The organism is Exiguobacterium sp. s78, assembly GCF_018618985.1.
Taxonomy (GTDB): Bacteria; Bacillota; Bacilli; order Exiguobacteriales; family Exiguobacteriaceae; genus Exiguobacterium_A; species Exiguobacterium_A abrahamii.
The window spans coordinates 79,510-102,901 of record NZ_JACSNB010000002.1 but is presented as its reverse complement, the minus strand read 5'-3'; the positions used below and the strand labels follow the sequence as shown (position 1 = coordinate 102,901).

Here is a 23,392-nt window from a genome sequence, read left to right as displayed (position 1 = left end):
ACTCATCTAAAAATCAAAGAAAGCGCTTCCATAACTTGTATACTAAATCCATCATAGTTCATTCAAGAGGAGGAATTTTAGATGAGCGCTACTCCAATCGTTATTGCTGTCATCTGTATCTTATTAATCGCGTATCGTCTCTACGGCACGTTCATGGCTGCGAAAGTCTTAAAAATCAAAGATGATCGCGAAACGCCCGCTCATAAATTAGCGGATGGAAAAGATTACGTCCCAACGAACAAATGGGTCTCGTTCGGACACCATTTTGCGGCAATCGCTGCTGCCGGTCCACTCGTCGGACCTGTCCTTGCTGCTCAGTTCGGATATCTCCCCGGCTTACTGTGGCTCTTAATCGGTGCCGTCATCGGTGGAGCGGTCCATGATATGGTTGTTCTTTTTGCCTCGATGCGCCAAGACGGTCAGTCGCTGTCTGAAGTCGCTAAAAAAGAGCTGGGACCAGTCGCTGGTTTTTGTGCCGGTCTGGCGATGCTCTTCATCATCACGATCACGATGGCCGGTCTATCGATGGTCGTCTTGCACGCACTTGAACATAACCCATGGGGTACATTCGCTGTCTTCTCGACGATTCCGATCGCGATGTTCGTTGGGATTTACTTACGTAAAGGTGGCAATCTAGCACTTGCTTCAACGGTTGGTTTCTTACTGATTTTAGCGGCAATTGGTTTTGGTCCTCAGTTAACGGAAACATTCATCGGTGACTGGTTCGACCTTTCATCCCGTCAACTCGCGATTGCTTTACCGATTTATGCGTTCTTTGCCGCTGCACTGCCAGTGTGGCTCTTACTCGCACCTCGCGACTATTTATCGAGTTTTATGAAAATCGGTGTCTTTCTTGCCTTGATCGTTGGTGTCTTCATCATCAACCCGGACATTCGATTCCCAGCATTCACGAAGTTCGTTGATGGTGGTGGTCCAATCATCGCTGGTCCAGTCTGGCCATTCATCTCGATCACGATTGCCTGTGGTGCGATATCTGGTTTCCACGCCTTCGTTGGTTCTGGTACGACACCGAAGATGATCAATCGATGGAGCGACATCAAACCCGTTGCCTTCGGTGCTATGCTTGTCGAATGTCTTGTTGCCGTCATGGCATTGATCGCTGCGACATCGCTTGAAGTCGGTGATTACTTCGCCATCAACTCAACACCAGAAGTATTCGCGACGCTTGGTATGAGCACGGTCTATCTTGATGATTTATCCCGTGAAATCGGTCTCGATCTGGCAGGTCGAACAGGTGGTGCCGTCTCACTCGCCGTCGGTATGACATTCATCTTCCGCGCCATCCCGTGGTTCAAAGAGATTGCCGGATTCTTCTTCCAATTCGTCATTCTATTCGAAGCGGTCTTCATCTTAACCGCAATCGATGCAGGAACACGCGTCGCCCGTTACTTGATTCAAGATTTCTTCGGGGAGTTCTACAAACCACTCAAACGTGTCGACTGGATTCCAGGTGCGATCTTCGCTTCGGCACTCGGGACGTTCTTCTGGGGCTATCTCCTGTTTTCGGGTGACATCGGTTCGATTTGGGCATTATTCGGGGTATCGAATCAGCTGATGGCTTCAATCGGCTTGATCATCGGAACGACGATCATCTTGAAAATCGCCGATAAAAAAGTCTATGCGCTGACGACGTTCATCCCGCTCGTCTACCTTCTGATCACGGTAACGTTCGCGGATATCTGGATGGTCGCAAACGTCTATGCGAATCCCGATTCTCCAGGTTTCAGCATCTTGAATACGGTCTTGTCGGTAACGATGGGACTGCTCGCGATCGTCATCACGATCTCAGCCGTCAAGAAATGGATTGAACTGTTGAATTCACCTCGTTGGGAAAATCAAAAACGATCTGCGTAAGTGGATTGGTCATATGACAAAGGGGCTGACTCAAAAGTCAGTTTCCACAAAGGTAAGGGTGGCAGAATGATGATCTGCCACCCTTATCTCATAACAAAAAGAATGACGTGTTTCACGCAACTCCTACAGGAAAAAGCGCATCTTTGCGCTGTCAGAGACAAACAAGACCCGCTTTCCTGCTTTAATAAGGCAGGAAAACTGGCTTGTGTCTCGCCTGAGGAAAGGGCGTGAAAAGATGCGTCATTCTTTTTTGAATCAGCCTCTTTTCGTATCTCATTTTTAAAACGGATTATAAAAGCGATTGCCATCATGAAAGGTGACGACGAACGAAAAAATCGTCAATAGTACGATACAACTGATTGCGACATAATCGATTCGTGTCATCGTCTGTTGGTTGTACCACGTCCGCTTTCGTCCGGCACCGAATCCACGGAGGTCCATCGCGTTACTGACCGTCTCAATCCGCTCGAGACTCGTAAATAGCAACGGAAGTAAAATCTGGATGCTATTACGTGCCCGTTGCCAAAGGGAACCGTGTGAGACGGCAATCCCCCGTGCTTCTTGAGCGTTCGCGATCGTCCGAAAATCCGCTTGAACGTCCGGAATATAACGGAGCGCTAAGGAGACCGCAAATGCGATCTTATACGGAACACCAATCCGATTCAAAGAAGAAGCGAACTCCGTCGGATGGGTCGTGACGAGAAACAACACAGCAATCGGAACGATCACACTGTATTTTAAGATTAAATTGAACAGATAAAATAATTGTTCTGCGGTCATCGTAAATCGTCCGATTCCTTCAAGTAAGACGTGACGCGATCCGTAGATTGCCACGCCCTGCTCTGGTTCGAACAGATAAACAGCGAGCGCATTAATCAGGACGAAAATCGCTGTAAAGATCAAGACGAAGCGGACTTCCCGAAACTGGATACGCGACAATCGGAATAACACGATACTGACTAACCCCATTACAAGTAAGACACGTGTATCATAGGTGAACATCGTTGCTGTCGTAAATAATAAGAATCCGATCAGTTTCGTCGTTCCCGTCAATCGATGAATCGGTGACGTTTTTTCAATATAGCCAAGCATTTCTACAGCCATTGTTCCCGCTCCTTTCGCTCCGCCGTAATCACGGACTCGACGAATCGTTCCGGATCGACTTCGAGGTGTTGCGCTAGCGTAAAGAGCGATGTTTGTTTTAAATGGGCATGATGCAGCAATTGTTCTTGATTCAGCAGTCCAAATGATGTTCCAGCATAACGGATACGCCCAGCTTGCACGAGGCAGACTTGATCGCTGTATTCTAAGACGAGATGCATGTCGTGCGTGATGATGAGTAACGTCATTCCGTCCTGCTTCAATCCTTCTAAAAAGTCCATCATATCCGAATAATGCCGATAATCTTGACCGGCTGTTGGTTCATCGAGAATCAAGATATCCGGTCGTCGAACGAGAATCGAAGCAATCGTCACTCGTTTTTTCTGACCAAAACTCAGTGCTTGGATCGGCCAATTACGAAACGGATATAATCCGCAACGACGTAATGTCTGCTCGAGACGCTCGTTTTCTTCCGCCTCACTCAGTCCGAGCGCCTGCATCCCGTAGCGGATTTCCTTCTGCACGAGGTGCTTCGAAATCATATGATTCGGATTTTGCAGAACGAATCCGATCGTTCCTGCTCGCTCTGCGATCGATTGGTTCGTGATGTCGATTCCGTCAAGCCGGATCCGACCACCTGTCGTCCGTTGGTAACCACTCAACACTTTCGCAAGCGTGGATTTTCCGGCACCATTCTGACCAACGATCGTCGTCAGTGTTCCTTTTTGAAAAGTCGCCGTCACATTCTCAAGCACCGGCGTTCCTTGACGATAATGAAACGCCAACTGCTCAAGTTCAAGCAATGAAGTAGAGGTTGCAACCTCTTTTTGGGGTGCTTTCTCTAAACGCTCTAACACGTTCGTCTGGTTGAATCGCTTTAAAAAGGGATCGATGCGGCTAGGCTGATCTGAAGGTTGAACGGCAAGCCCAGCCCAGCGTGCGGCACTGACATAGAGAGGTTCACGCAAGATCGCTTCTTGCAGTTTTCCGTTACTTAAGATGACATCCGGATGATCATCAGCGATGATTTCGCCGTCGACCATGACGATGATGCGGTCAAACGGAATGACGAGTACATCCTCGATTCGATGTTCGACGACGATCAATGTGCGATTCGTATCACGTTGCAGTCGATCCATAAGCGCCATCGCCTCTTGTCCCGCTACCGGATCGAGATTCGCGAGCGGCTCATCAAACAGTAAGATGTCCGCATCTTCGACGAGGACTCCGGCTAATGCCGCCCGTTGTCGTTGTCCTCCTGATAGATCATTCAATCGTGCTTGCAAGAGTGTCTCGACATCCGTCATCCGTGCGACGCGTTCGACGATCTCCTGCATTTCCGGTCGCCCAGTCTGTTTATTTTCGAGCGCAAAGGCGATGTCTTCGCCAACCGATAAACCAACGAACTGCGCATCTGGATCCTGTAACACCGTTCCAATATGCAGCGAACGATCAAATAACGATAACTCCCGGGCATCCTGCCCTTTGATCAGGACCTGTCCTTCCCACGTTCCCGGGTACGAGAACGGAATCAACCCATTGATGCACTGGGCGAGCGTACTTTTTCCTGAACCCGACGGTCCAACGATTAAGATGCGTTCGCCTGCTTGAATCGTTAACTGAATCTGTCGGAGTGTCGGTTCCGACTGACTCCGATATGTAAATGAAAAATCCTGAAATTCGATTACGTTTGTCATGTCCTTCTCCCCCCAAGCTAAATGAGCTATGATCCTGCCGTCTCTTCGCACAGGATCATAGCTCATTCGGTCAAGCTTCGCGTTTCAAGCTGCCTGCTTTACTTCTTGTTTTCGCATAGGTGACTAGCAACAACGTTCCAATGACACCGACCGTCAAGATGTTCGATGTCGCAGCGACAGCCCCTTGGACGAAGACTTTGTTCGCTGGCTCCGTGTAAATTAAGATATCGAGTACCGGTGCAATGATAATCCAACCGATCGCTTGCACGATGGCTTGTGTCGCATTGAATAAGACGATTTTACGTGTCGTCAATCCACCTTCTTCTAAGCGAATCCGGTTAGCGATCAATCCGATACCAAACCCGACGAAGCCGGAGACGATGACCCAGCTCCACCACGGGGAACCATATAAAATCGCATCTTTTAATCCATGACCGATTAAACCAATCAAACCGGCTGTGACCGGTCCGAACAAAACTGCCATGAATGCGAGAAATGCATAGGCTGTCTCGATCGACGTGTTCGGTACGCCTGTCGGAATCGCAGCGAATCGACTTAAAATGATGAATACAGCTGCTCCGATCCCGGTTGCGACAATCTGTTTTGTCGTAAATCCCTTCATGTTCGATCTCCTCCTTTGATTTGTTGTACGTCAACACTCCAATCATTTCCGATTCCAACCTCAAATGCATGCGCAAACGAACCTTGATTCAAGGCAAGAGCAATCTGATCCAGCGAGTTGATGTAGACGACGCCTGAACCAACCGGCACATCGGCGAACGAATGACCAAAGAGCAGTGTTTGTTCGTAAACAATCCGTTCTCGGTACGAAATCGTTACCTTGACGTGGCTACCGATGTCGAGACCCGCCTGACGGACGAGAGCGACCGGAATATTCGTCCAGACATTTCCGAAGCGAACATCGAGAATCTCGACGATACCGGTAACACCGGTATCCGACGACGAGGCAAGTGTCCGGTCGAGCAAAACGATGTCCGAAGCAGGTAAAACAGGTCCCACTTCCTCGAAGGTGATGACATGGCTTGATAATCGAGCTCCCGTGAAGGCAAAGATATCTCGTCCGTGGAACGTATACGATTCCCCCATCCGCGGTAAGCGATGCCGTCGATCATCGAGTTGCCTCACTTCAGCAATGTATCCGGCTTGCCAAAGATGCGTCAACGTCCCATTATCCGGTGTGATGATGTATTGATTCGCATGCGTCCGCGCGACGACACTCTTTCGACTTGATCCGACTCCTGGATCAACAACAGAAACGAACACCGTTTGCTCCGTCCAGTACGGTACCGTCTGCAGTAACCGATAGGACGCTTCCCAAATGTGGAAGGGCGGAATGTCGTGCGTCAAATCAAAAATCCGAATCTCTGGATTGATGCTGTGGGCTACTCCATACATCGCACTCACTGCCCCGTCACTCACGCCAAAGTCTGATTGCAATACCAATGCTTCTGCCATCTCGTCATCCTCCTCCTGCGCGAACGTCCCCACAAAAAAAGACACCACGCCCTCATCTCTCAGGACGTGATGTCTGATCACGTGGTACCACCTTCGTTCATGGCTCAACTCACGTTCAGCCACCTCTAGGAGTACGAGACTCCATGGAATGCTAACGGTATCCGTCCTACCGGTCGGTTCTACTGATGAACACGGTTCACGTTCTTCCGACTGCTCCGGGACCATCTTCAAATGACGAAATCGTCTCATTTCCAGCAACAGAGACTCTCTATCGATTTCTGATCACTTTACTCTTCCCGTCTACGCATGCAGATTTAGTTGTCTGAAAATTTAAATTAATAGTACAACCGTTTCATTCCTGACGCAAGGTTTTTTATTCAGAAATTTTTAAATTCGTCGTCCGGATCGTTCCCCATGGTGACACATCCGCACGGACTTCTAGTGCTTTAGCTTTCTCGTATTGTTTTCCGCTTCCCTGTTCGACATAATACTGCGTCAACTGTGGAATCGACACGTATTGATCGTAATAGTCGCCAGCAACACTTCCGAAGAATCGTTCATTCGAAATCCGGTCGATTTGAGCATAACCAGAAGCATCTGTCTTGAAGCTGACATAAACACGTCCATTTTGAATCGTCGGACCTGGTTTTAAATCCGGATACTGAAGCATCACGTATTCACCGTAAACGGGATCAAACGGATCAAACGGCTCTGCCCGAAAACGGTACGATGTTCCGAACCAGGAGGTCGCAAAAAAGCTGACGATCAACAGACCAACGGCGCACGTCTGCAATACAGGCATTAGATAGCGCTTCATGACGTCACACCTCCTCTACGGCGTAACCACCATAAGACACCGGACAATAGGAAGATGAGGAGCGCACCGATGAGGAAAAACAAAGACATGTTTAAACGATCCCACGCATAGATGACGTATATCGCGATTTGAACGAGAATGAAATAGAGGAAGGCTGGCCAGATGACGGCATGACGACGTTCTTGATACAACAGATACAGTAGCGCGGATAGTTCAACGAGAATGGCGAGTAGAATGGCCTGTTCATCAAGCCACAGGACTCCAACGAATCCAAGCGGAACGATAAACAATAAGGAGCGACGTTTTTGATAGAGGAAAATTCCTAACCCGATGGATACGATAGCTAGCAGAATCGCTTCTGTCATGGATGGTAATGCGGCATTTGATTCCGCACGTACAGACAGATAGACGATCGAACTGATGGCAGCAACGACCAGATAGACCATTTCGACGATCCGGCGATTGGACTCCTCACGAACAAGCCAGAGAACTGGAACGAGTAAAAATAGCGTCCAGACCGGCCACAGGAATCCGTCATATGATACAAGGAGAAACAAGGAGAGACCACTGAAGAAGAGAAACAGCCAGCTAAACAAAAGCGATGGCAGACGTTGACTGAAGTAAAACCAACTGAACGACAGCACGACCATCAGACCGAACGACGTCCAGTCGAGATAACTCGCCTGTTCTTGACCAAAACCACCGAGACTCGTGAAGATCGTCCATCCGGAAAGGAAGGCTACGACACCGTATGCTTCATGACGCCAAAGCATATAATGCACTAATGCGGCGACAAACATACACCAACTGAGCAGTGATCCTTCCATCGGCAAGTGAAAACTTTGAACAACTACGAGAATCGAGGCGCCAAACGCTAGGATTCCACCGATTCGAAAGACGACCGGATGAAGAATACGACGACGTTCCGAAAGATCCGCCATGATGTAACAAATCCACATGAGTGCTACGACAAGTCCGATTTTCCAGCCGATCGGCATCGCTTGCCAGTTGGCAGCTAAAAAGCTGAATACAGCCAAGACGACGAAGGTCCCTCCAACAATCAACAAGAGCGGGAGGCGTTGTTTCGTTGAATGTTGCTTTTCGTAGTTCATGATTCGTTCGACGGTTGATTCATCCAACAGACCCGCATCCTGCCACTCACGTATCTTGCGTAACTGCTTCACCGTACCCACCTCCTTCGAAGTGTTAGATACTTATTATTTTCCCGTTTTAACCCCGTCTCAAGCCCGGATTCACAAGGATTCCAAGCTATTTGTTCAGTTCGTCACAGAATAGTGACAGACGAAAAAAAGCAAGGAAAACTAGCTTCCTTGCTTTGTATAATCGATAGGTTAAACACGGAAACGAGCAACGAGTACCTGTAGCTCTTCTGCCATATCGGATAATGCTTTAGCGGATTGCGAAATCTCTTCCATCGCACTCAACTGTTCTTCCGTCGTTGCCGCCACTTGTTTCGACGCCGATGAATTCTCTTGCGCGATATGAGCGATTTCTGTCGCAGACGCTGACACTTCTTGAACGTTCGCTGCGATTTCCTCGACAGTTGCCGTCACGTCTTCGATCCGCGGTGTCATCTCTTGCGTCCGTTCGAGAATCTTCTGGAATCGTTCTGCTGATGCTTCTGTCGTCGACAAGCCAGCTTTCGTCTGTCCTGAGACTTCCTTCATCATCGTGACTGATTGATCCGTCTCCTGCTTGATGTTTTGAATGAGTTGCGCAATCTGCTTCGTTGAGTCCTGTGACTGCTCTGCTAGTTTCCGTACTTCGCTTGCGACGACGGCGAAGCCTTTTCCGTTTTCGCCTGCACGTGCCGCTTCAATCGCCGCGTTCAATGCCAATAAATTTGTTTGTTCGGCAATGCCGTTGATGACATCGACGATTTTTCCGATCTCATTCGAACGATGGGCGAGTGAACTGATGACGCCACCAAAGTTTTGAACAGATGCATCAATCTCTTTCATCTGCTTAACGTTCTGCAGGACAGCAACCGTCCCGTTCTCAGCTTCTGTTGCCGTTGAACGTGATAGCTCTGACACATCTGTTGAGCTCTCAGCGATCCGCATGATGCCGGATGTAATCGACTGGAGCGAGACCGCATTCGCATCGAGTTGACGTTTTGACTGATCTGCCCCCGCTGCAACCTGTTGAATCGATCCCGCAATCTGTTCCGATGCGGACGTCGTCTGGGCAGAGTTCGCCATTAATTCCTGTGACGAACCGGCCACTTGTGTGATCGACTGATCGAGATTGATGATGATCGAGCGGAGTGAGTCGACCATGACGTTAAAGCTTTGTGCGACCTGTCCAACTTCATCGTTTGATTCAACGATGACAGGTTCCGTTAAATCACCAGACTGAATCCGTTCTGCTCCACGTGTCAAATGACCGAGTGGGCGAAGAATCGAGCGAAGGATGAAGTAAATGAAGACGGCTGCGACGAGTAACATTCCGCCAATGACAGCAAGTGTCGTCCAAAGAATGCTCGACGTCGCATCGGTGATTTCATGATCGTACAGGGTTCCGGCAACCTTCCACTTCGTCAAATCATTCGTCATGAAGTCCATCTGTTTGCCTTCATTTTCGAATTCATACGAAAATTGTCCAGCTGGATCCGCATAGAGTGGTGCAACCCAGTTCCCTGTCGCTTTTTCACCTGGTTTTAACGTTGGGTGCGTGACGAACTTTTTATTCGAATCGAGAATCGTCACATAACCTTCCTTACCGATTTTAATCTTTTTCGCGATTTCCGCGATGCGGTCGACATCGACATCAATCGCGACGACACCTCTTCCGTTGCCCGTCGTCTGCGAGAGCGTGACCATCATCTTGTTTGAGGCCGCATCAACGTAAGGATCGGTGATGACGACTTTTCCACCTGCTGCTTCCGCTGATTGATACCAGGGACGCTCACGTGGATCATAATCCTCAGGCATGACCTGTTCCGGGAAAATGTTCATATCCCCTTCCGTCGTCGCGAAATAGATGTTCGCTGCCTGCGGATGCATATCGAGATATTCCGTCATTTTTTCCTTCAACGCTGCATTTTGTTTTCCTTTTTGATAAAGCGTTCCGTCAATCCGGTCCGCAAAAAAGGCGACATCGCGTCGCATCGGATCAATGATATTCTGAATCTCATCATTCATCCGATCGACTCCACCATGTGCCGATTGTAGAATTTGCTCCGTCATCGTTTGTTTCGCCTGATTGTAGGCAACAAATCCGATCACAAGTGCTGGAATTACTAATAGGAGAATTGATGTCAGAATTAATTTTTGTTTGATGCTCATCGTGCGTTTGATCTTTTGTTCCATGTGTCACTCCATTCCCGAGTGCAAGGACTCGCTATTCTACCTTCTTTATCGGAAGAACAGCGAAGAATATTCATAGTAAAAATAATAATCGTTCATTGATTCACATGAAAAAAAGACGACCCGTATGGAGTCGTCTTCCTTGGTAACGCTTACCCTTATGCTTCTTGATCGCCCTTCCAGTTCATCATGCCGCCTTCGACGTTGACGATATCATATCCATACTGCTCGAGGAAACGACCGACGTTTTCGCTTCGCGCGCCCGCTTTACAGATTAAGTAGTAGGTTTCACCTTCTTGCAGCTCCGTATAGCGTTCACCGATTTCAGACATCGGAAGGAAGCGGACGTTCGGAATATGTCCTGCATCGTATTCATCCTGCTCCCGGACGTCAACGACGTGTAACGCCTCGCCTGCCTCTAATCGCTCTTGTAACTCATCTACATGAATCGTTTTCATTTCGTATGACCTCCTGTATGGTTCTGCCGTAAGTGTAGCAAATTCATCATCAAAACAAAACGAAACCGTTTGATACGAAGTGATGAAAAAGCGGACCCGTTTGCGGATCCGCCCATCTCATTATTCTCCTGATGCTCGACGCGTCGACTGACGTGTCTCCTTATGCATTCCCCGTGCATAATAGACAGCAATCAGAATCGCGTACCATAGTGGTCCAACGACCAAAGCGATGCGTGTACTTGCGTCAAATGCCATCAAGACGATGACACCAGCAAGTGCCGCGAGGGCAATGTAGTTCGCGACCGGGAAGAATGGAACAGCGAATTCTGCTGAACCATGTACCTTCCGCGCCCGCATCTGGGCGATCAGAATCATTGCCCACGTCCAGACGGCTCCGAACGTCGCAATACTCGTAACGATCGCAAAGACATCTTCCGGTAAGAAGTAGTTCAAAGCGACACCAACGAGCAACGCGACACCTGAAAGAATCGTCGCCAGTGCCGGGACACCGTTTTTCGAGATTTTCGAGAAACGACGTGGTGCTTCACTGTTCTCGGATAAGTTCATCATCATCCGGGCTGTCGAGAAGATACCGGAGTTACATGACGAGAGTGCTGCCGTTAAGACAACGAAGTTGATGATGCCGGCTGCTGCTGGAATACCAAGTGAATCAAATAATAATACGAACGGACTACTATTGTTCGCTCCGACTTGATCCCACGGATAAATCGATAAAATGACGAAGAGCGCACCGATGTAGAATACTAAAATCCGAAGGAAGACGTTATTGACGGCTTTTCGAATCGTTTTCTTCGGGTTCTTCGCTTCCCCTGCTGTGACCCCAATCACTTCAATTCCTAAGAACGCAAACATGACCATCTGCATGGCAAGGAGTACTCCACCGAATCCGTTCGGCAGGAATCCACCATGTGACCACAGGTTTGAAATTCCAACCGGTGTGCCGCCGTTTCCAAGACCAATGACAATCGTCAAGGTCCCTAAGATGATCATGGCGACGATCGCGACGATTTTAATCAACGCAAACCAAAATTCGAATTCACCATAAAATTTAACAGCAATGAAGTTGATGCTCGTCATCAAGACAAGTGCTGCTAGTGCCCATACCCACCCCTGAGAATCCGGGAACCATACTTTCATGTAAATACCGACTGCTGTGATTTCCGCCATACACGTAAAAATCCAGAGTAACCAATAATTCCAACCTGTTAAAAAGCCAGCTAGTGGACTGACATACTTCCGGGCATACTCCGCAAAACTACCAGCCACCGGCTCCCGCACTGCAAGCTCCCCAAGTGCTCGCATGATAATGAAAATGATGACACCACCAATCAGATAACCAAGTAAAATCCCTGGTCCTGCTAATTGGATCGCTTTTGCTGACCCTAGGAAGAGTCCGACACCGATTGCCGCCCCCAGCGACATCAGTGTAATGTGACGTTCTTCCAGTCCCCGATTCAACTCTGTCTGTTGTTTCATTTTTACGACGTCCTTCCCGTCTCTGTTTGTTTCTTAGCAGTTCCCCGTACCGCTACGTTGTCAGTATAAAGAAGATGTGTCGATTTTGTAAACGTTTTCATATGATATTTCTTACCAAAATCACATACTCGGAATATTCTGATTACGTTAGCATTATAAAAAAAGGAACCTCCTGCTACTAAGTAGTATACAGGACGGCTCCTTTCGGAAAGTTACAATTGTTAATCAACTTTAGCAAGTGGCGCGTCTACTGACTCCGACTTACTCGTCAATCGGAAGATTCCATTTAGCAATAATGCCGTTAGCGATCCTGCGACGATTGGGCTGTCCGTCAAGACACGGATTTGTGACGGGAGACCGGCTACGATCTCAGGATTCATACTGATTCCTAAACCAATTCCGAGCGCGAGTGCCACCGTGATGACGTGTTCGTTCTTCGAAAAATCGACCCGCGACAGAATACGAATCCCGCTCGCTGCGACCGTTCCAAACATGATCAACATTGCCCCACCTAGCACAGGTTTTGGAATCAACGTCGTGAACGTCGCCACTTTTGGTAAGAAACCGAGCAAGATTAAAAATCCACCCGCAAATAAAATGACTTTACGTGTCTTCACGCCAGTCAATTGAACGAGACCGACGTTTTGGCTGTATGTCGTATACGGGAAACTGTTGAAGATACCGCCAACAATCGTCGCGACACCCTCTGCCCGGTAGCCACGTGCTAGGTCTTTATCCGTCAAACGGCGATCCGTGATCTCACCAAGTGTCAAGAACACACCTGTCGATTCGACCATTGAGACGAGACCAACGAGCGTCATCGTCAAGATCGCCGTCGCATTGAATGTCGGAACACCGAAGTAGAATGGCGTCACCATTTGGAACCATGACGCTTCCTCCACCGGACTGAAGTCGATCATCCCCATGCCAAACGCGACGAGTGTACTGATCATTACAGCAATCAAGACGGCTGCTGCTTTTGAAAAGACCGTGCCGTAGCGATTCAAGATTAAAATCAAGACGATCGTTAGTCCGGCGAGTCCAAGATAACGTGCGTCACCAAAGTCCTTCACCCCTTGTCCGCCCCCGATATCGTTGATTGCAGCCGGAATCAAGGAAATCCCAATGATCGTCACGACAGAACCAAGGACGACTGGCGGGAACAGGACTGCAATCTTACTAAACCAGCCTGAGATGACGAGAATGATCAAACCACTCGCAATTAAAGCACCATAAATCGCCGTAATCCCTTGAAGACTACCGATCGCGATCATCGGACCGACTGCGGTGAAGGTACAACCGAGGACGACAGGAAGACCGACGCCTGTATATTTCGTGACGAGCACTTGTAGTAAGGTCGCTACGCCACACATGAAGAGATCAATCGCAACTAAATAAGCAAGTTCTTCTCCCGACAATCCGATCGCACTACCAACGATCAGCGGAACGACAGCTGCTCCTGTGTACATCGCAAGCACATGCTGAAGTCCGAGACTAGCGGCTTTGAAGTTCGATAGTCTCATACGGTCACCGAGTCAACGAACGTCGCTTTTCCATCCTTCAATGACTCCACGCGAGCGAGTGACTCGACGCGGAACCCGGCTTCGATTAACTTTTGACGTCCCGGTTGGAACGACTTTTCAATGACAATTCCAAAACCAGCAACTTCCGCACCTGCCTGCTCAACGAGGCGAGCGAGACCAAATGCCGCTTCTCCGTTCGCGAGGAAATCGTCGATGATCAGAACTCGTTCACCCGGTTGTAGGTATTTTTCTGCAACCGTAATCGTACTCGTCTGTTGTTTCGTAAACGAGAAGACTTCAGCTGAAATCGTTCCTTCATTCAAGGTGACGGATTTCGTCTTACGGGCATAGACCATTGGTACCCCTAAACGAAGCGCCGTCATCATTGCCGGGGCAATACCACCTGCTTCAATCGTCAAAATCCGCGTGATACCGGCATCTTGGAAGCGATCCATGAACTCATAGGCGATTTCCCACATCAAGGTCGGATCGACCTGATGGTTTAAAAAGGCATCCACTTTCAATACTTGATCCGATAATACGATTCCCTCTTGATTAATCATGTCGTGTAGACGTTTCATACATGCATTCTCCTCTTTAAAAACGAAAAAACGTACAGCCGCTACCCGGGGGCAGCCACTGTACGCCAAAAAAGAGAGCAGTAACTCACCACCCGTAGTCGGACCGTTACGGCGATCCGGTAGAGACTCGTGGGCCAATTCCCACTATTATACGAGCGTTGCTATACGTTTACGTTTCGTGATTTTCGTGATGTGTACCATTGTACGGGGTTTAGCGAAAAAGTAAAGACTTTTTCACACCGTACTTAGGCTTGGCGTTCTTCGACCGCTTGTGCTGCCGTGATGATCGCGAGTTTGTAAACATCTTCTTCGTTACAACCGCGTGAAAGATCGTTGACCGGTTTGTTCAAACCTTGAAGGATCGGACCGATTGCTTCGAATCCACCAAGACGTTGTGCGATTTTGTAGCCAATGTTTCCAGCTTCAAGACTTGGGAAGATGAAGACGTTCGCTTGACCTGCGACATCTGATTCTGGTGCTTTTGATTTCGCGACGCTTGGAACGAATGCAGCATCGAATTGGAGTTCCCCATCGATCGCAAGCTCTGGTGCACGTTCTTTAGCAATGCGTGTTGCTTCAACGACACGCTCTGTCTCTGGTGATTTTGCTGAACCTTTTGTCGAGAAGCTGAGCAATGCCACTTTCGGATCGATCCCGAATGTTTTCGCTGTTTTCGCAGATGCGATTGCGTTCTCTGCTAGATCGTTCGCATCTGGTGCGATGTTGATTGCGCAGTCTGCGAAGACGTATTGCTCATCGTCACGTACCATGATGAAGACGCCTGATGTTTTTTTATAGCCTTCTTGCATTTTGATGATTTGAAGTGCTGGACGAACTGTATCGCCTGTTGCGTGCATCGCACCCGATACAAGACCTTCTGCTTGCCCTGTGTGAACGAGCATCGTACCGAACGTGTTCACGTCTTTTAAGATGACAGCACGTGCTTGCTCTTCTGTTGCTTTCCCTTTACGACGCTCAACGAACGATGCGACGAGCTCATCAATTCCAGCGTAAGAAGCAGGATCAATCGTATCAAGTCCCGTGACATCGATTCCGTTTGTTGCTGCTGTTTCTTCGATTTGTACACGTGGTCCGATGACGACCGGTGTGACGAGACCGTCTTTCTTCAAACGGACAGCTGCGCCAAGAACACGCGCGTCAATTCCTTCTGGGAAGACGATTTTCGGTTGGTGCGCTTTAATCTTTTGTTCTAACATATCGAATAATTGCATGAGTTTCTCTCCTTTTTAGGTAAACACGACGTCGTCGATTTGATCGATTTTCTTTTCCATCGTTTATTATACACAGTTCTCAATCGTTGTTAAAACAATTTGCAAAAAAGTTATCTAACAAAAGCACTGAAGCCATATTCACTGACTATTACAGTCATTTTCAAGAATGGTACAGAGACTATTTCCAAGCAACTTAATCTCCACTTCCCCTTTTACCCACTCTCTGCTTTTTTCATGTGTTACGATCTCATGGACAAAGACCTTTTCGGGCGAAGCGTTTCAATAGAATGTGATAAGATAGGATATGGAAAAAGACAATTTATTTCAGACTCAGGAGGTCATCCCATGCAACACCAAACATCTGAACCGACTGCTACGCAACAAGCCGCTGAAACACTCGACGGCTGGTATACATTACATGATTTCCGCCGGATCGATTGGTCACGCTTGAAACAAGTCGACGCGACAGACCGCGCGCGCATGATTGAGGAGTTCCAAGCTTTCCTCTCAGAGCTTTCTGGTGTCGAAGCGACAAAAGACGGAAGCCACGCACTTTATACAATCATCGGTCAAAAAGCCGATCTCGTCTTGATGGTTCTTCGTCCAACGATGGAACAAATTCAAGACGTCGAAGTCAAAATGCAGAAACTCGATCTCTATGATTACTTGATCCCGACGTATTCTTACGTTTCTGTCGTCGAACTCGGTACGTACCGTGGTTCAGGCGAAGGAAACCCATACGAGAACCCTTACGTGCGTGATCGTCTCTATCCAATCTTGCCGCAAGCGAAGCACATCTGCTTCTATCCGATGAGCAAGTCACGTCGCGATGGCGACAACTGGTACACGCTTTCAATGGAGAAACGAAAAGAGCTCATGTATCGTCATGGTATGATTGGTCGGAGTTATGCTGGGAAAATTCAGCAAATCATCGGTGGATCAACTGGATTTGACGATTGGGAATGGGGCGTTACGCTCTTCTCAGACGACATTCTTCAGTTCAAGAAAATCGTCTATGAAATGCGTTTTGACGAAGTCAGCGCGAAGTACGGTGAGTTTGGTGAGTTCTTCATCGGGAACCGTCTCGAAAGTGAACAATTAAATACTCATTTTGCACTTTAATGTGTTGAATGACGTTTGATTGAAATATCTCATGGGAATATACTCCTTGCGGCTACAAAACAGGCTATAAAATAGTAGGTTGATTACGTAAGGAGGAATTACCATGGGGAATGCTATGAACCGATCGACACGATCGCGTGAATTGCAATTCGCTGTGCTTTCAAAAGAGCTGAAACCGGTTGCAGATCGCGTACTGGATCGCTATGAGCAAGCATTATCGAAGCTAAACAAAACTCAAACGACAAAACGATGAATTCGTTTTGATACCTACGCCTACTCCATCGCGAGTAGGCGTTTTTCATACAAAAAAAGACCGTTTTTCTTCATGACGGAAGAAAAACGGTCAATCCTCATAATCCTTTGTAGGCACCAATCGCGACAAAGATCCATGCTGCGATGAACAAGACGCCACCGATCGGTGTGATAGCACCCAGTTTTGTTACGTTCGTCAATGCCATGACGTACAGACTACCGGAGAAGAACACGATTCCGGCGAGCATCAGCCATGCAGCCAACGACCATTGTGGAATCGATGCTTTTAATAAGAGTCCCCCGAGTGCTAGGATACCGAGCGAGTGTACCATCTGGTAAAGAACGCCTGTCTGCCAGTTCGCGAGCATCCGTTCCGTCAACATATCTTTTAAGGCGTGTGCACCGAATGCACCTAGTGCGACCGATAACATCATCGAGATCGCGCCAATCATAATGAAAACTTTCATGCTTATTCTCCCCCTAACCGTCGTGCTGGTAAATTCCATTCATAATAATACGATAGCATACGTAAAACAGTGATGAGTCCGAGCAATGTGAACAAATGTAGAGGATTCGTCAATTGGAAACGATCAATCACAAGTGCTGCCATGACGGCCCACATCGCATAAATCTCTTTATGCAAGACGAGTGGTTTCCGACCAGCGAGTAAATCGCGAATCACTCCACCACCAACACCAGTCAGCACAGCAGCCGAAATCGTTGCTGACAATGGCAGTCCTTTTGCTGTCGCCATCAAAGCACCTTGAATCGCAAACGCAGACAATCCGAGCGCATCCGCGAGGACGCCCCAACGTGTCCAGTGCGGCAAGAACAACTGGGGTAACATGAAGATCAACAACGCAACGAGAATCGCGACTAAAAAGAGACCACCTTGCGACCAGAGAGCGGATACCGGTACACCAATCAGTAAATTACGAATGGCACCCCCGCCGAATGCTGTGATCAAAGCAAGTAACCAGACACCGAATAAATCATATTTTTCTTCCATCGCAACAATCGCACCACTCATCGCAAAAGCGACCGTGCCGATGATATTCAATAAGTCCCAGGACATGCGCACATTTCACCTTTCTACAAAGAAATTCCAATACTTACTATACTCTCTTTTTAGTTTCCGTAAAGCATTAATTTTCTGTCACCGTTTCGACCGTTTGCGAGTGACGTTTTTAGGTAAAGTAACCTATACTGAAACAAACTGTACAGGAAGCTAGGTGACCGTATGAAACGTTGGGCGCTTTATCGCATCGTCGTCATCGTGACGATGTTCGCACGTTACATCTTTACGATCTATCGATTCACCCGGAAAAACCGGCCAGGTACGAACAACGAAGAGTTTGAGCGCATCATGATCCGGATTGCGCGTGACTATAAGAAAAAAGCATTACGGTTAGAAGGGTTACTGATCAAGCTCGGTCAGTTCTTGTCGATTCGAGCCGATCTATTTCCTCCGTCCGTCTTGATGGAACTGACCGAACTCGTCGATAAAGTTCCTTCAAGTAAACTTGGAGAGTCACGTAAGATCATCGAAGAGGATTGGGGTATGCCGATCGAAGAGATCATCTCGGATATCAGTTCCCGTCCTGTCGCTTCTGCCTCGATTGGTGAGGTGTACAGCGGAATCTTAAAATCAAATGGTAAAAAAGTTGCGATCAAAGTTCAGCGACCGAACATCGAACAAATCATCAAAACCGATTTCCGTGCCATGCGCATCGTCATTGCCATGTTACGCCGGACTTCATTAAACAAATCGACTGATTTACAAAGTCTGTATCGCCAAATGGTCTTCGTCATCGGTGATGAATTGAATTACCGAACTGAATTAAAAAACGGTCTCTACTTTAAAAAAATGTATGAGACGAATCCTGTCATCTATATTCCGAGTTATTATGAAGAACATTGTACGAATCGTGTGCTCGTCATGGAATGGATTGACGGAACACGTATCACCGATCTCGATTATTTAGCGGAACATCAGATTGATCGTGACGAACTAGCGCGTAATCTCTTCTTGAACGCTGGTGAGCAATTACTGTTCGGCGGGAAATTTCACGCTGACCCACACCCGGGCAACGTCCTCGTCCAGTCCGACGGCAAAATCGTCTTGCTTGATTTTGGGATGATTGGAGCGACAACGCCTGATGACATGCGAGCGATTCAACGAATCCTCCAATCCTTCGTCACATTAGATTATGATGCGATCGTCGATGGTCTCGAAGATTTACGATTCCTGTTGCCGAATGCGAATAAACAAAATATCCGACAAGCAATTGAAAAAGCGGTCACGTTCTATCTCGAGAGTGATATGGAAAACGTCGATACGAAACTGATTGAGAAGGTCTTATCCGATATCGAATTGCTCGTCCGAAACGAACCGATCCAGCTCCCTGCCGAGTTTGCGTTCTTCGGTCGTGCTGCCTCGACGATTCTTGGGATTCTTCAGATTCTTTCACCGCAAATCAACCTACTCGAGTTAGCCAAACCAATGGTTCGGCGTTGGCTCGATGATGAAGGAAAAAACCAAAATCGTTATCTTCAAATCGCTGGATCGTACGGTGCGCGATTGCTCGCCTTCCCGCGTCTTGTCAACGACGCTCTCAGCGAACCGACGCGTTGGCGGATCATGGAGCAACAAAAGTTCTCTCGTGTCGCGAACATCGAATCACTCAAAATCCGGCAGTGGACGAGTTCACTCGTCGGGATCATCAGTCTTCCCTTTAGCTATCTCGGCTATTATTTTACGCAGTATGACGTCATGGGCATTTCTTTGACGATCGCCGTCATCGCATTATGGAATGGTCGACGGATCGGACGACAAATCGTCCGGATTGCTGACGAACCGTTCCGATAAACGAAATATCAGTAAACGTCCATTTCGATGGGCGTTTTTTTATTTCAGAATAATTCTTCTTCACGCTTCGAGGTTTTTCCTCGCGTCTCGCGGGGTACAGCTTCAAGTAGAGAGATAACAGTAAGGAGAGGTGAAACACTTGATTGATATTTTAATTGCCATCGTTCCTGCATTAATGTGGGGATCGTTGCCGCTCGTCGTCTCAAAAATCGGAGGTTCAACGGCGCAACAAATTATCGGTACGACTCTGGGTGCGTTGCTTTTCGCGATCGTCACCTTCTTTTTTGTCAGCCCAGAGCTGTCGACGACTGCTTGGGTCGCCGGATTCTTTTCTGGTGCCTTCTGGGCGCTCGGTCAAAAAAATCAGTTTGCCGCATTCCGTCAAATGGGTGTCTCAAAGACGATGCCAATCTCAACAGGGATGCAACTCGTCGGAACATCGTTGTTTGGTGTTCTCGCTTTTGGAGAGTGGTCAACGACAACTGCGTTGATTCTCGGAATCAGTGCCCTTGTATTGATCATTGCCGGAGCAGCTTTCACGTCTTACAAGGAAGATAAGAGTAAAGAAGATGAGAATATCGGAAAAGGACTGACGCTTCTTCTCATCTCGACTGTCGGGTATGTCGGCTACGTCGTCATTGCCCGTTGGTTCGATATCAATGGATGGGAAGCAGTCTTACCACAAGCTGTCGGGATGGTCGTGAGTGCGATTCTCCTTTCTTTACGAGAAGGAGATCTCTTCACGAAGAAAACAGCCGGCAATACAGTCGGTGGACTCATGTGGGCTGTCGGGAACGTCGCTTTACTTTTTGCCACAGCAAAAGTCGGAGTCGCAACGAGCTTCTCCTTATCTCAAACAGGAGTCGTCATCTCAACGATTGGCGGTGTCCTCTTACTAAAAGAAACGAAGACAAAGAAAGAAATGACCTTCGTCATCATCGGTTGTATTTTAGTCGTTGCTGGTGGGATCATGATTGGATTTACGAAACAATAATGAAGGAGTGAAGCATCATGTATGAAAGTTTAAAGGGAAAAGTAGCCATCGTGACAGGTGGATCAATGGGAATCGGTGAAGCCATCGTCCGCCGTTATGCAGAGGAAGGTATGCGTGTCGTCATCAACTATCGCAGTCATCCGGAAGAAGCGAAGAAAATCGCAGAATCGATTCAAAAACAGGGTGGCGAAGCCATCACGATTCAAGGAGATGTCTCAAAAGAAGACGATATGATCAATCTCGTCAAAGAGACTGTCGCTCACTTTGGTCAGTTGGATGTTTTCGTCAATAACGCAGGAATCGAGATGCCGTCAGCATCTCATGAAATGTCACTCGAAGACTGGCAAAAAGTCATCGACGTCAACTTAACAGGGGCATTCCTCGGTGCGCGTGAAGCACTGAAGTACTTCGTCGAACATGATGTCAAAGGTAGCATCATCAACATGTCGAGTGTTCATGAAATCATTCCATGGCCAACGTTCGTCCACTACGCTGCAAGTAAAGGTGGCGTTAAATTAATGACACAAACCCTTGCGATGGAATATGCACCAAAAGGAATTCGGGTCAATGCGATTGGACCTGGTGCGATTAATACACCGATCAACGCTGAAAAATTCGAAGATCCGGAACAACGAAAAGAAGTCGAGAATATGATTCCAATGGGCAATATCGGAAAACCTGAGGAAATTTCAGCCGTTGCCGCATGGCTTGCGTCGGACGAAGCGAGTTATGTCACTGGTATCACACTCTTTGCGGACGGCGGAATGACACTTTATCCATCGTTCCAAGCAGGACGCGGTTAACCTATTTTGAATAGACAAGGAGAGAACCGCTCATGGCCACTTTTTTCTCATTGATCCGTCGCGGCAATAAGTCAGCACTTGCTGCTGCTGTCGTCAACACGATCATTGCTATCATCAAGTTCGTCGCTTATATCTTGACTGGGAACGTTGCAATGTTCGCTGAAATGATGCATACGATCGGTGACGCGGCGAATCAGTTTTTCGTCTATATCGGTTCTGCTCTCAGTAAAAAAGCACCAACGAAACGATTCCCGAACGGATTCGGTCGGCTTGTTAACCTCGTGTTACTTGCTGCAATCATCGTCGTCGCACTCCTTGCGTATGAGACGATTCGTGAAGGCATCTTGCATATCGCACACGGTCCTGGCGAAGAGACGACTGGGCTTTGGATCATTTTGACGGCACTTGGAATTGGTGTTGTCCTCGAAGTCGGCGTCTTTTATAAAGCAATGATCGAGATTGCTCATGAAACCGGGCTCAAATCCCGAGGATTGACGCTTGTCGGACAAAGCTTCACTCATCTTGGGCAGGCAAAACCAGCTACACGTCTTGTCTTCATGGAAGATCTTGTTGCGACTCTCGGTGGTATCATCGCGATCATTGCCGTTCTGATTTCGCATTACACATCGTTTTATCAAGCAGAGGGCATTGCATCGATTTTGATTGGTCTGATGATGTTCTACGTCGTCTATAATGTCTTTATTCAAAATGCTGCCGGTGCGCTCGGTGAGATTGATGAAGTACTGACTGCTAAAATCGGTGAAATCCTATTACGTGATGAAGCGGTTCGTGATATTGAAAAGCTTGAAGTCATTAAGGAAGGGGATCACTTCCATGTCGAGACAGAGATTGAAGTGGATCCTAACTTAACGATTGCCCAAGCGGACGACATCAAGGACCGGCTTGAACTTCAAATCCGAATTCTTAAAGGGATCACCGATGTCACGATTTCCTTTGATGAAGATGATAAAGTACAGCAGTATCAATCCCCCTCACCACCTGTAGAATAAACAAAAAGCCATCGATTTCGATGGCTTTTTGTTTGCATTCATTAGCGTGCAGCGCGGACGAATCCGGCTTCTTCTGCTTCTTTTTCCGTACAGAACTGTTGCTCTGGCTTCACTTCATCGTAGGACTGACCTCCCGGTACATGGTAGATTTTTTTACCCGACCGATTGATGTTGCCTTTGATGTCGCAGGATTTCATTTCTGTAATCGCTTGAGCGTCGAAGCCACGATTTGTGACGTAGCCATCGTGCTCCCAAATCTTTTTCTTCGCCTGCTTGGCTTCCTGTTCGATCTGTTTGAACATATCGACATAACGTGTGTCTGGCTCATAGACGAACGCTACACGTGCGAGTCCTTTTCGAAGTAACTCCTGATTCAACATCTTATCGCCGTACCAGACGTATGCGAGTAATCTTCCGTATCGATCAGTCCGGGAATGATCACGCTCCAACCGAATCGCTGTCCCACTCGGTAAGGTCTCTTTCGTAAATGCTGAAGCTTCCGTTCCATATGGTTGAATCGGTGTATTCGGTTTGACGGTTTCCGGTGTATCAACGAGCAGTAAACGAACGTCCTCCGTTTTCCCATCCGCCAACTTTACTTTTAACGTATCCCCATCGATGACGCGTTCGACCGTCGCCTTCGTGATTTTTTCGCCATCCGGTTGCTTAATGCCAAGCAAATCGGTTTCTTCTGATGCACAACCGATGAGAACGAATAAAAAAAGTAGACTCATCATTGCATATCGTCTCACTTCT

The 23,392-nt window shown here is 47.8% G+C and carries 22 protein-coding genes and 1 riboswitch; of the genes, 7 read left to right on the top strand and 15 right to left on the bottom strand.

What is annotated here, in order from left to right; genetic code table 11:
- Nucleotides 1-81 precede the first annotated feature (81 nt).
- Nucleotides 82-1,875 carry a carbon starvation CstA family protein gene (locus KNQ18_RS11955; RefSeq protein WP_023466771.1) on the top strand — a complete coding sequence of 598 codons (1,794 nt, stop codon included), beginning with the start codon at nucleotides 82-84 and terminating at the stop codon, nucleotides 1,873-1,875.
- 279 nt (nucleotides 1,876-2,154) lie between these two features.
- Here the strand turns inward: KNQ18_RS11955 and KNQ18_RS11950 are convergent, their stop codons facing one another.
- The 12 genes from KNQ18_RS11950 to pta form a co-directional block, all read right to left on the bottom strand.
- Nucleotides 2,155-2,979, bottom strand: coding sequence for an energy-coupling factor transporter transmembrane component T family protein (locus KNQ18_RS11950; protein ID WP_149426661.1), 825 nt, complete (start codon nucleotides 2,977-2,979; stop codon nucleotides 2,155-2,157).
- Complete coding sequence (locus KNQ18_RS11945; RefSeq protein WP_215084933.1) at nucleotides 2,970-4,673, bottom strand: energy-coupling factor transporter ATPase; 1,704 nt, start codon at nucleotides 4,671-4,673, stop codon at nucleotides 2,970-2,972. Before KNQ18_RS11945 ends, KNQ18_RS11950 begins: the two co-directional genes overlap by 10 nt.
- 70 nt (nucleotides 4,674-4,743) lie before the next feature.
- Nucleotides 4,744-5,295, bottom strand: a complete 552-nt coding sequence (locus tag KNQ18_RS11940) for an ECF-type riboflavin transporter substrate-binding protein (RefSeq protein WP_149426659.1) — start codon at nucleotides 5,293-5,295, stop codon at nucleotides 4,744-4,746.
- The gene (locus tag KNQ18_RS11935; RefSeq protein ID WP_215084931.1) at nucleotides 5,292-6,149 is read right to left on the bottom strand and encodes an SAM hydrolase/SAM-dependent halogenase family protein; all 858 of its coding nucleotides are present in this window, start codon (nucleotides 6,147-6,149) and stop codon (nucleotides 5,292-5,294) included. Before KNQ18_RS11935 ends, KNQ18_RS11940 begins: the two co-directional genes overlap by 4 nt.
- Nucleotides 6,150-6,522: 373 nt before the next feature.
- On the bottom strand, nucleotides 6,523-6,966 hold the full coding sequence (locus KNQ18_RS11930; RefSeq protein ID WP_047391952.1) for a GDYXXLXY domain-containing protein: 444 nt from the start codon (nucleotides 6,964-6,966) through the stop codon (nucleotides 6,523-6,525).
- Entirely contained in the window at nucleotides 6,963-8,150 is a 1,188-nt protein-coding gene (locus tag KNQ18_RS11925) for a DUF2157 domain-containing protein (RefSeq protein WP_149426657.1), read from the bottom strand. The genes KNQ18_RS11930 and KNQ18_RS11925 overlap by 4 nt, the downstream gene beginning before the upstream one ends.
- Nucleotides 8,151-8,318: 168 nt before the next feature.
- On the bottom strand, nucleotides 8,319-10,298 hold the full coding sequence (locus tag KNQ18_RS11920; RefSeq protein WP_149426656.1) for a methyl-accepting chemotaxis protein: 1,980 nt from the start codon (nucleotides 10,296-10,298) through the stop codon (nucleotides 8,319-8,321).
- A 155-nt stretch (nucleotides 10,299-10,453) separates the two neighbouring features.
- A complete protein-coding gene (locus tag KNQ18_RS11915) occupies nucleotides 10,454-10,753 on the bottom strand; it encodes a rhodanese-like domain-containing protein (protein WP_023466762.1) in 300 nt (99 codons plus the stop codon).
- 120 nt (nucleotides 10,754-10,873) lie between these two features.
- A complete protein-coding gene (locus tag KNQ18_RS11910) occupies nucleotides 10,874-12,250 on the bottom strand; it encodes an amino acid permease (RefSeq protein WP_035399195.1) in 1,377 nt (458 codons plus the stop codon).
- Between the two features lie 221 nt (nucleotides 12,251-12,471).
- Entirely contained in the window at nucleotides 12,472-13,773 is a 1,302-nt protein-coding gene (locus tag KNQ18_RS11905) for a nucleobase:cation symporter-2 family protein (protein WP_215084922.1), read from the bottom strand.
- The gene (locus KNQ18_RS11900; RefSeq protein ID WP_023466757.1) at nucleotides 13,770-14,354 is read right to left on the bottom strand and encodes a xanthine phosphoribosyltransferase; all 585 of its coding nucleotides are present in this window, start codon (nucleotides 14,352-14,354) and stop codon (nucleotides 13,770-13,772) included. Before KNQ18_RS11900 ends, KNQ18_RS11905 begins: the two co-directional genes overlap by 4 nt.
- Nucleotides 14,355-14,429: 75 nt before the next feature.
- A riboswitch (purine riboswitch) is annotated at nucleotides 14,430-14,529 on the bottom strand.
- A gap of 70 nt (nucleotides 14,530-14,599) precedes the next feature.
- Complete coding sequence (gene pta / locus KNQ18_RS11895; RefSeq protein WP_149426655.1) at nucleotides 14,600-15,586, bottom strand: phosphate acetyltransferase; 987 nt, start codon at nucleotides 15,584-15,586, stop codon at nucleotides 14,600-14,602.
- 345 nt (nucleotides 15,587-15,931) lie between these two features.
- Between pta and hemQ the strand changes: the two genes are divergently transcribed.
- Both hemQ and KNQ18_RS11885 read left to right on the top strand, forming a co-directional pair.
- A complete protein-coding gene (gene hemQ / locus KNQ18_RS11890; RefSeq protein WP_050677313.1) occupies nucleotides 15,932-16,708 on the top strand; it encodes a hydrogen peroxide-dependent heme synthase in 777 nt (258 codons plus the stop codon).
- A gap of 103 nt (nucleotides 16,709-16,811) precedes the next feature.
- The gene (locus tag KNQ18_RS11885; protein WP_023466754.1) at nucleotides 16,812-16,961 is read left to right on the top strand and encodes a hypothetical protein; all 150 of its coding nucleotides are present in this window, start codon (nucleotides 16,812-16,814) and stop codon (nucleotides 16,959-16,961) included.
- Nucleotides 16,962-17,058: 97 nt separating this feature from the next.
- Here the strand turns inward: KNQ18_RS11885 and KNQ18_RS11880 are convergent, their stop codons facing one another.
- Together KNQ18_RS11880 and KNQ18_RS11875 are read right to left on the bottom strand one after the other, a co-directional pair.
- Entirely contained in the window at nucleotides 17,059-17,427 is a 369-nt protein-coding gene (locus tag KNQ18_RS11880) for a DUF423 domain-containing protein (protein WP_023466753.1), read from the bottom strand.
- A 2-nt stretch (nucleotides 17,428-17,429) separates the two neighbouring features.
- On the bottom strand, nucleotides 17,430-18,035 hold the full coding sequence (locus KNQ18_RS11875) for a trimeric intracellular cation channel family protein (protein ID WP_023466752.1): 606 nt from the start codon (nucleotides 18,033-18,035) through the stop codon (nucleotides 17,430-17,432).
- A gap of 165 nt (nucleotides 18,036-18,200) precedes the next feature.
- On the opposite strand from KNQ18_RS11875, the gene KNQ18_RS11870 reads away from it, so the two are divergent.
- The 4 genes from KNQ18_RS11870 to KNQ18_RS11855 all read left to right on the top strand — a co-directional run bounded on the left by KNQ18_RS11870 (nucleotide 18,201) and on the right by KNQ18_RS11855 (nucleotide 22,636).
- Entirely contained in the window at nucleotides 18,201-19,829 is a 1,629-nt protein-coding gene (locus KNQ18_RS11870; protein WP_064300491.1) for an ABC1 kinase family protein, read from the top strand.
- A gap of 142 nt (nucleotides 19,830-19,971) precedes the next feature.
- A complete protein-coding gene (locus KNQ18_RS11865) occupies nucleotides 19,972-20,823 on the top strand; it encodes a GRP family sugar transporter (RefSeq protein ID WP_174514744.1) in 852 nt (283 codons plus the stop codon).
- 17 nt (nucleotides 20,824-20,840) lie between these two features.
- Entirely contained in the window at nucleotides 20,841-21,626 is a 786-nt protein-coding gene (locus tag KNQ18_RS11860; RefSeq protein WP_215084920.1) for a glucose 1-dehydrogenase, read from the top strand.
- Between the two features lie 32 nt (nucleotides 21,627-21,658).
- Nucleotides 21,659-22,636 carry a cation diffusion facilitator family transporter gene (locus KNQ18_RS11855; RefSeq protein ID WP_149426653.1) on the top strand — a complete coding sequence of 326 codons (978 nt, stop codon included), beginning with the start codon at nucleotides 21,659-21,661 and terminating at the stop codon, nucleotides 22,634-22,636.
- Nucleotides 22,637-22,677: 41 nt separating this feature from the next.
- On the opposite strand, the gene KNQ18_RS11850 is transcribed toward KNQ18_RS11855, so the two are convergent.
- Nucleotides 22,678-23,388, bottom strand: a complete 711-nt coding sequence (locus tag KNQ18_RS11850; RefSeq protein WP_353049774.1) for a thermonuclease family protein — start codon at nucleotides 23,386-23,388, stop codon at nucleotides 22,678-22,680.
- Nucleotides 23,389-23,392: the final 4 nt, after the last annotated feature.

What these genes read in the sequence shown, in the direction of transcription:
- KNQ18_RS11870 (WP_064300491.1), top strand. Translation starts at nt 18,201, where the DNA reads ATGAAACGTTGGGCGCTTTATCGCATCGTCGTCATCGTGACGATGTTC.
- KNQ18_RS11880 (WP_023466753.1), bottom strand. Translation starts at nt 17,427, where the DNA reads ATGAAAGTTTTCATTATGATTGGCGCGATCTCGATGATGTTATCGGTC.
- KNQ18_RS11905 (WP_215084922.1), bottom strand. Translation starts at nt 13,773, where the DNA reads ATGAGACTATCGAACTTCAAAGCCGCTAGTCTCGGACTTCAGCATGTG.
- KNQ18_RS11855 (WP_149426653.1), top strand. Translation starts at nt 21,659, where the DNA reads ATGGCCACTTTTTTCTCATTGATCCGTCGCGGCAATAAGTCAGCACTT.
- KNQ18_RS11930 (WP_047391952.1), bottom strand. Translation starts at nt 6,966, where the DNA reads ATGAAGCGCTATCTAATGCCTGTATTGCAGACGTGCGCCGTTGGTCTG.
- pta (WP_149426655.1), bottom strand. Translation starts at nt 15,586, where the DNA reads ATGCAATTATTCGATATGTTAGAACAAAAGATTAAAGCGCACCAACCG.
- KNQ18_RS11875 (WP_023466752.1), bottom strand. Translation starts at nt 18,035, where the DNA reads ATGTCCTGGGACTTATTGAATATCATCGGCACGGTCGCTTTTGCGATG.
- KNQ18_RS11910 (WP_035399195.1), bottom strand. Translation starts at nt 12,250, where the DNA reads ATGAAACAACAGACAGAGTTGAATCGGGGACTGGAAGAACGTCACATT.
- KNQ18_RS11945 (WP_215084933.1), bottom strand. Translation starts at nt 4,673, where the DNA reads ATGACAAACGTAATCGAATTTCAGGATTTTTCATTTACATATCGGAGT.
- KNQ18_RS11920 (WP_149426656.1), bottom strand. Translation starts at nt 10,298, where the DNA reads ATGGAACAAAAGATCAAACGCACGATGAGCATCAAACAAAAATTAATT.
- KNQ18_RS11940 (WP_149426659.1), bottom strand. Translation starts at nt 5,295, where the DNA reads ATGAAGGGATTTACGACAAAACAGATTGTCGCAACCGGGATCGGAGCA.
- KNQ18_RS11935 (WP_215084931.1), bottom strand. Translation starts at nt 6,149, where the DNA reads ATGGCAGAAGCATTGGTATTGCAATCAGACTTTGGCGTGAGTGACGGG.
- KNQ18_RS11885 (WP_023466754.1), top strand. Translation starts at nt 16,812, where the DNA reads ATGGGGAATGCTATGAACCGATCGACACGATCGCGTGAATTGCAATTC.
- KNQ18_RS11860 (WP_215084920.1), top strand. Translation starts at nt 20,841, where the DNA reads ATGTATGAAAGTTTAAAGGGAAAAGTAGCCATCGTGACAGGTGGATCA.
- KNQ18_RS11900 (WP_023466757.1), bottom strand. Translation starts at nt 14,354, where the DNA reads ATGAAACGTCTACACGACATGATTAATCAAGAGGGAATCGTATTATCG.
- KNQ18_RS11955 (WP_023466771.1), top strand. Translation starts at nt 82, where the DNA reads ATGAGCGCTACTCCAATCGTTATTGCTGTCATCTGTATCTTATTAATC.
- KNQ18_RS11950 (WP_149426661.1), bottom strand. Translation starts at nt 2,979, where the DNA reads ATGGCTGTAGAAATGCTTGGCTATATTGAAAAAACGTCACCGATTCAT.
- hemQ (WP_050677313.1), top strand. Translation starts at nt 15,932, where the DNA reads ATGCAACACCAAACATCTGAACCGACTGCTACGCAACAAGCCGCTGAA.
- KNQ18_RS11915 (WP_023466762.1), bottom strand. Translation starts at nt 10,753, where the DNA reads ATGAAAACGATTCATGTAGATGAGTTACAAGAGCGATTAGAGGCAGGC.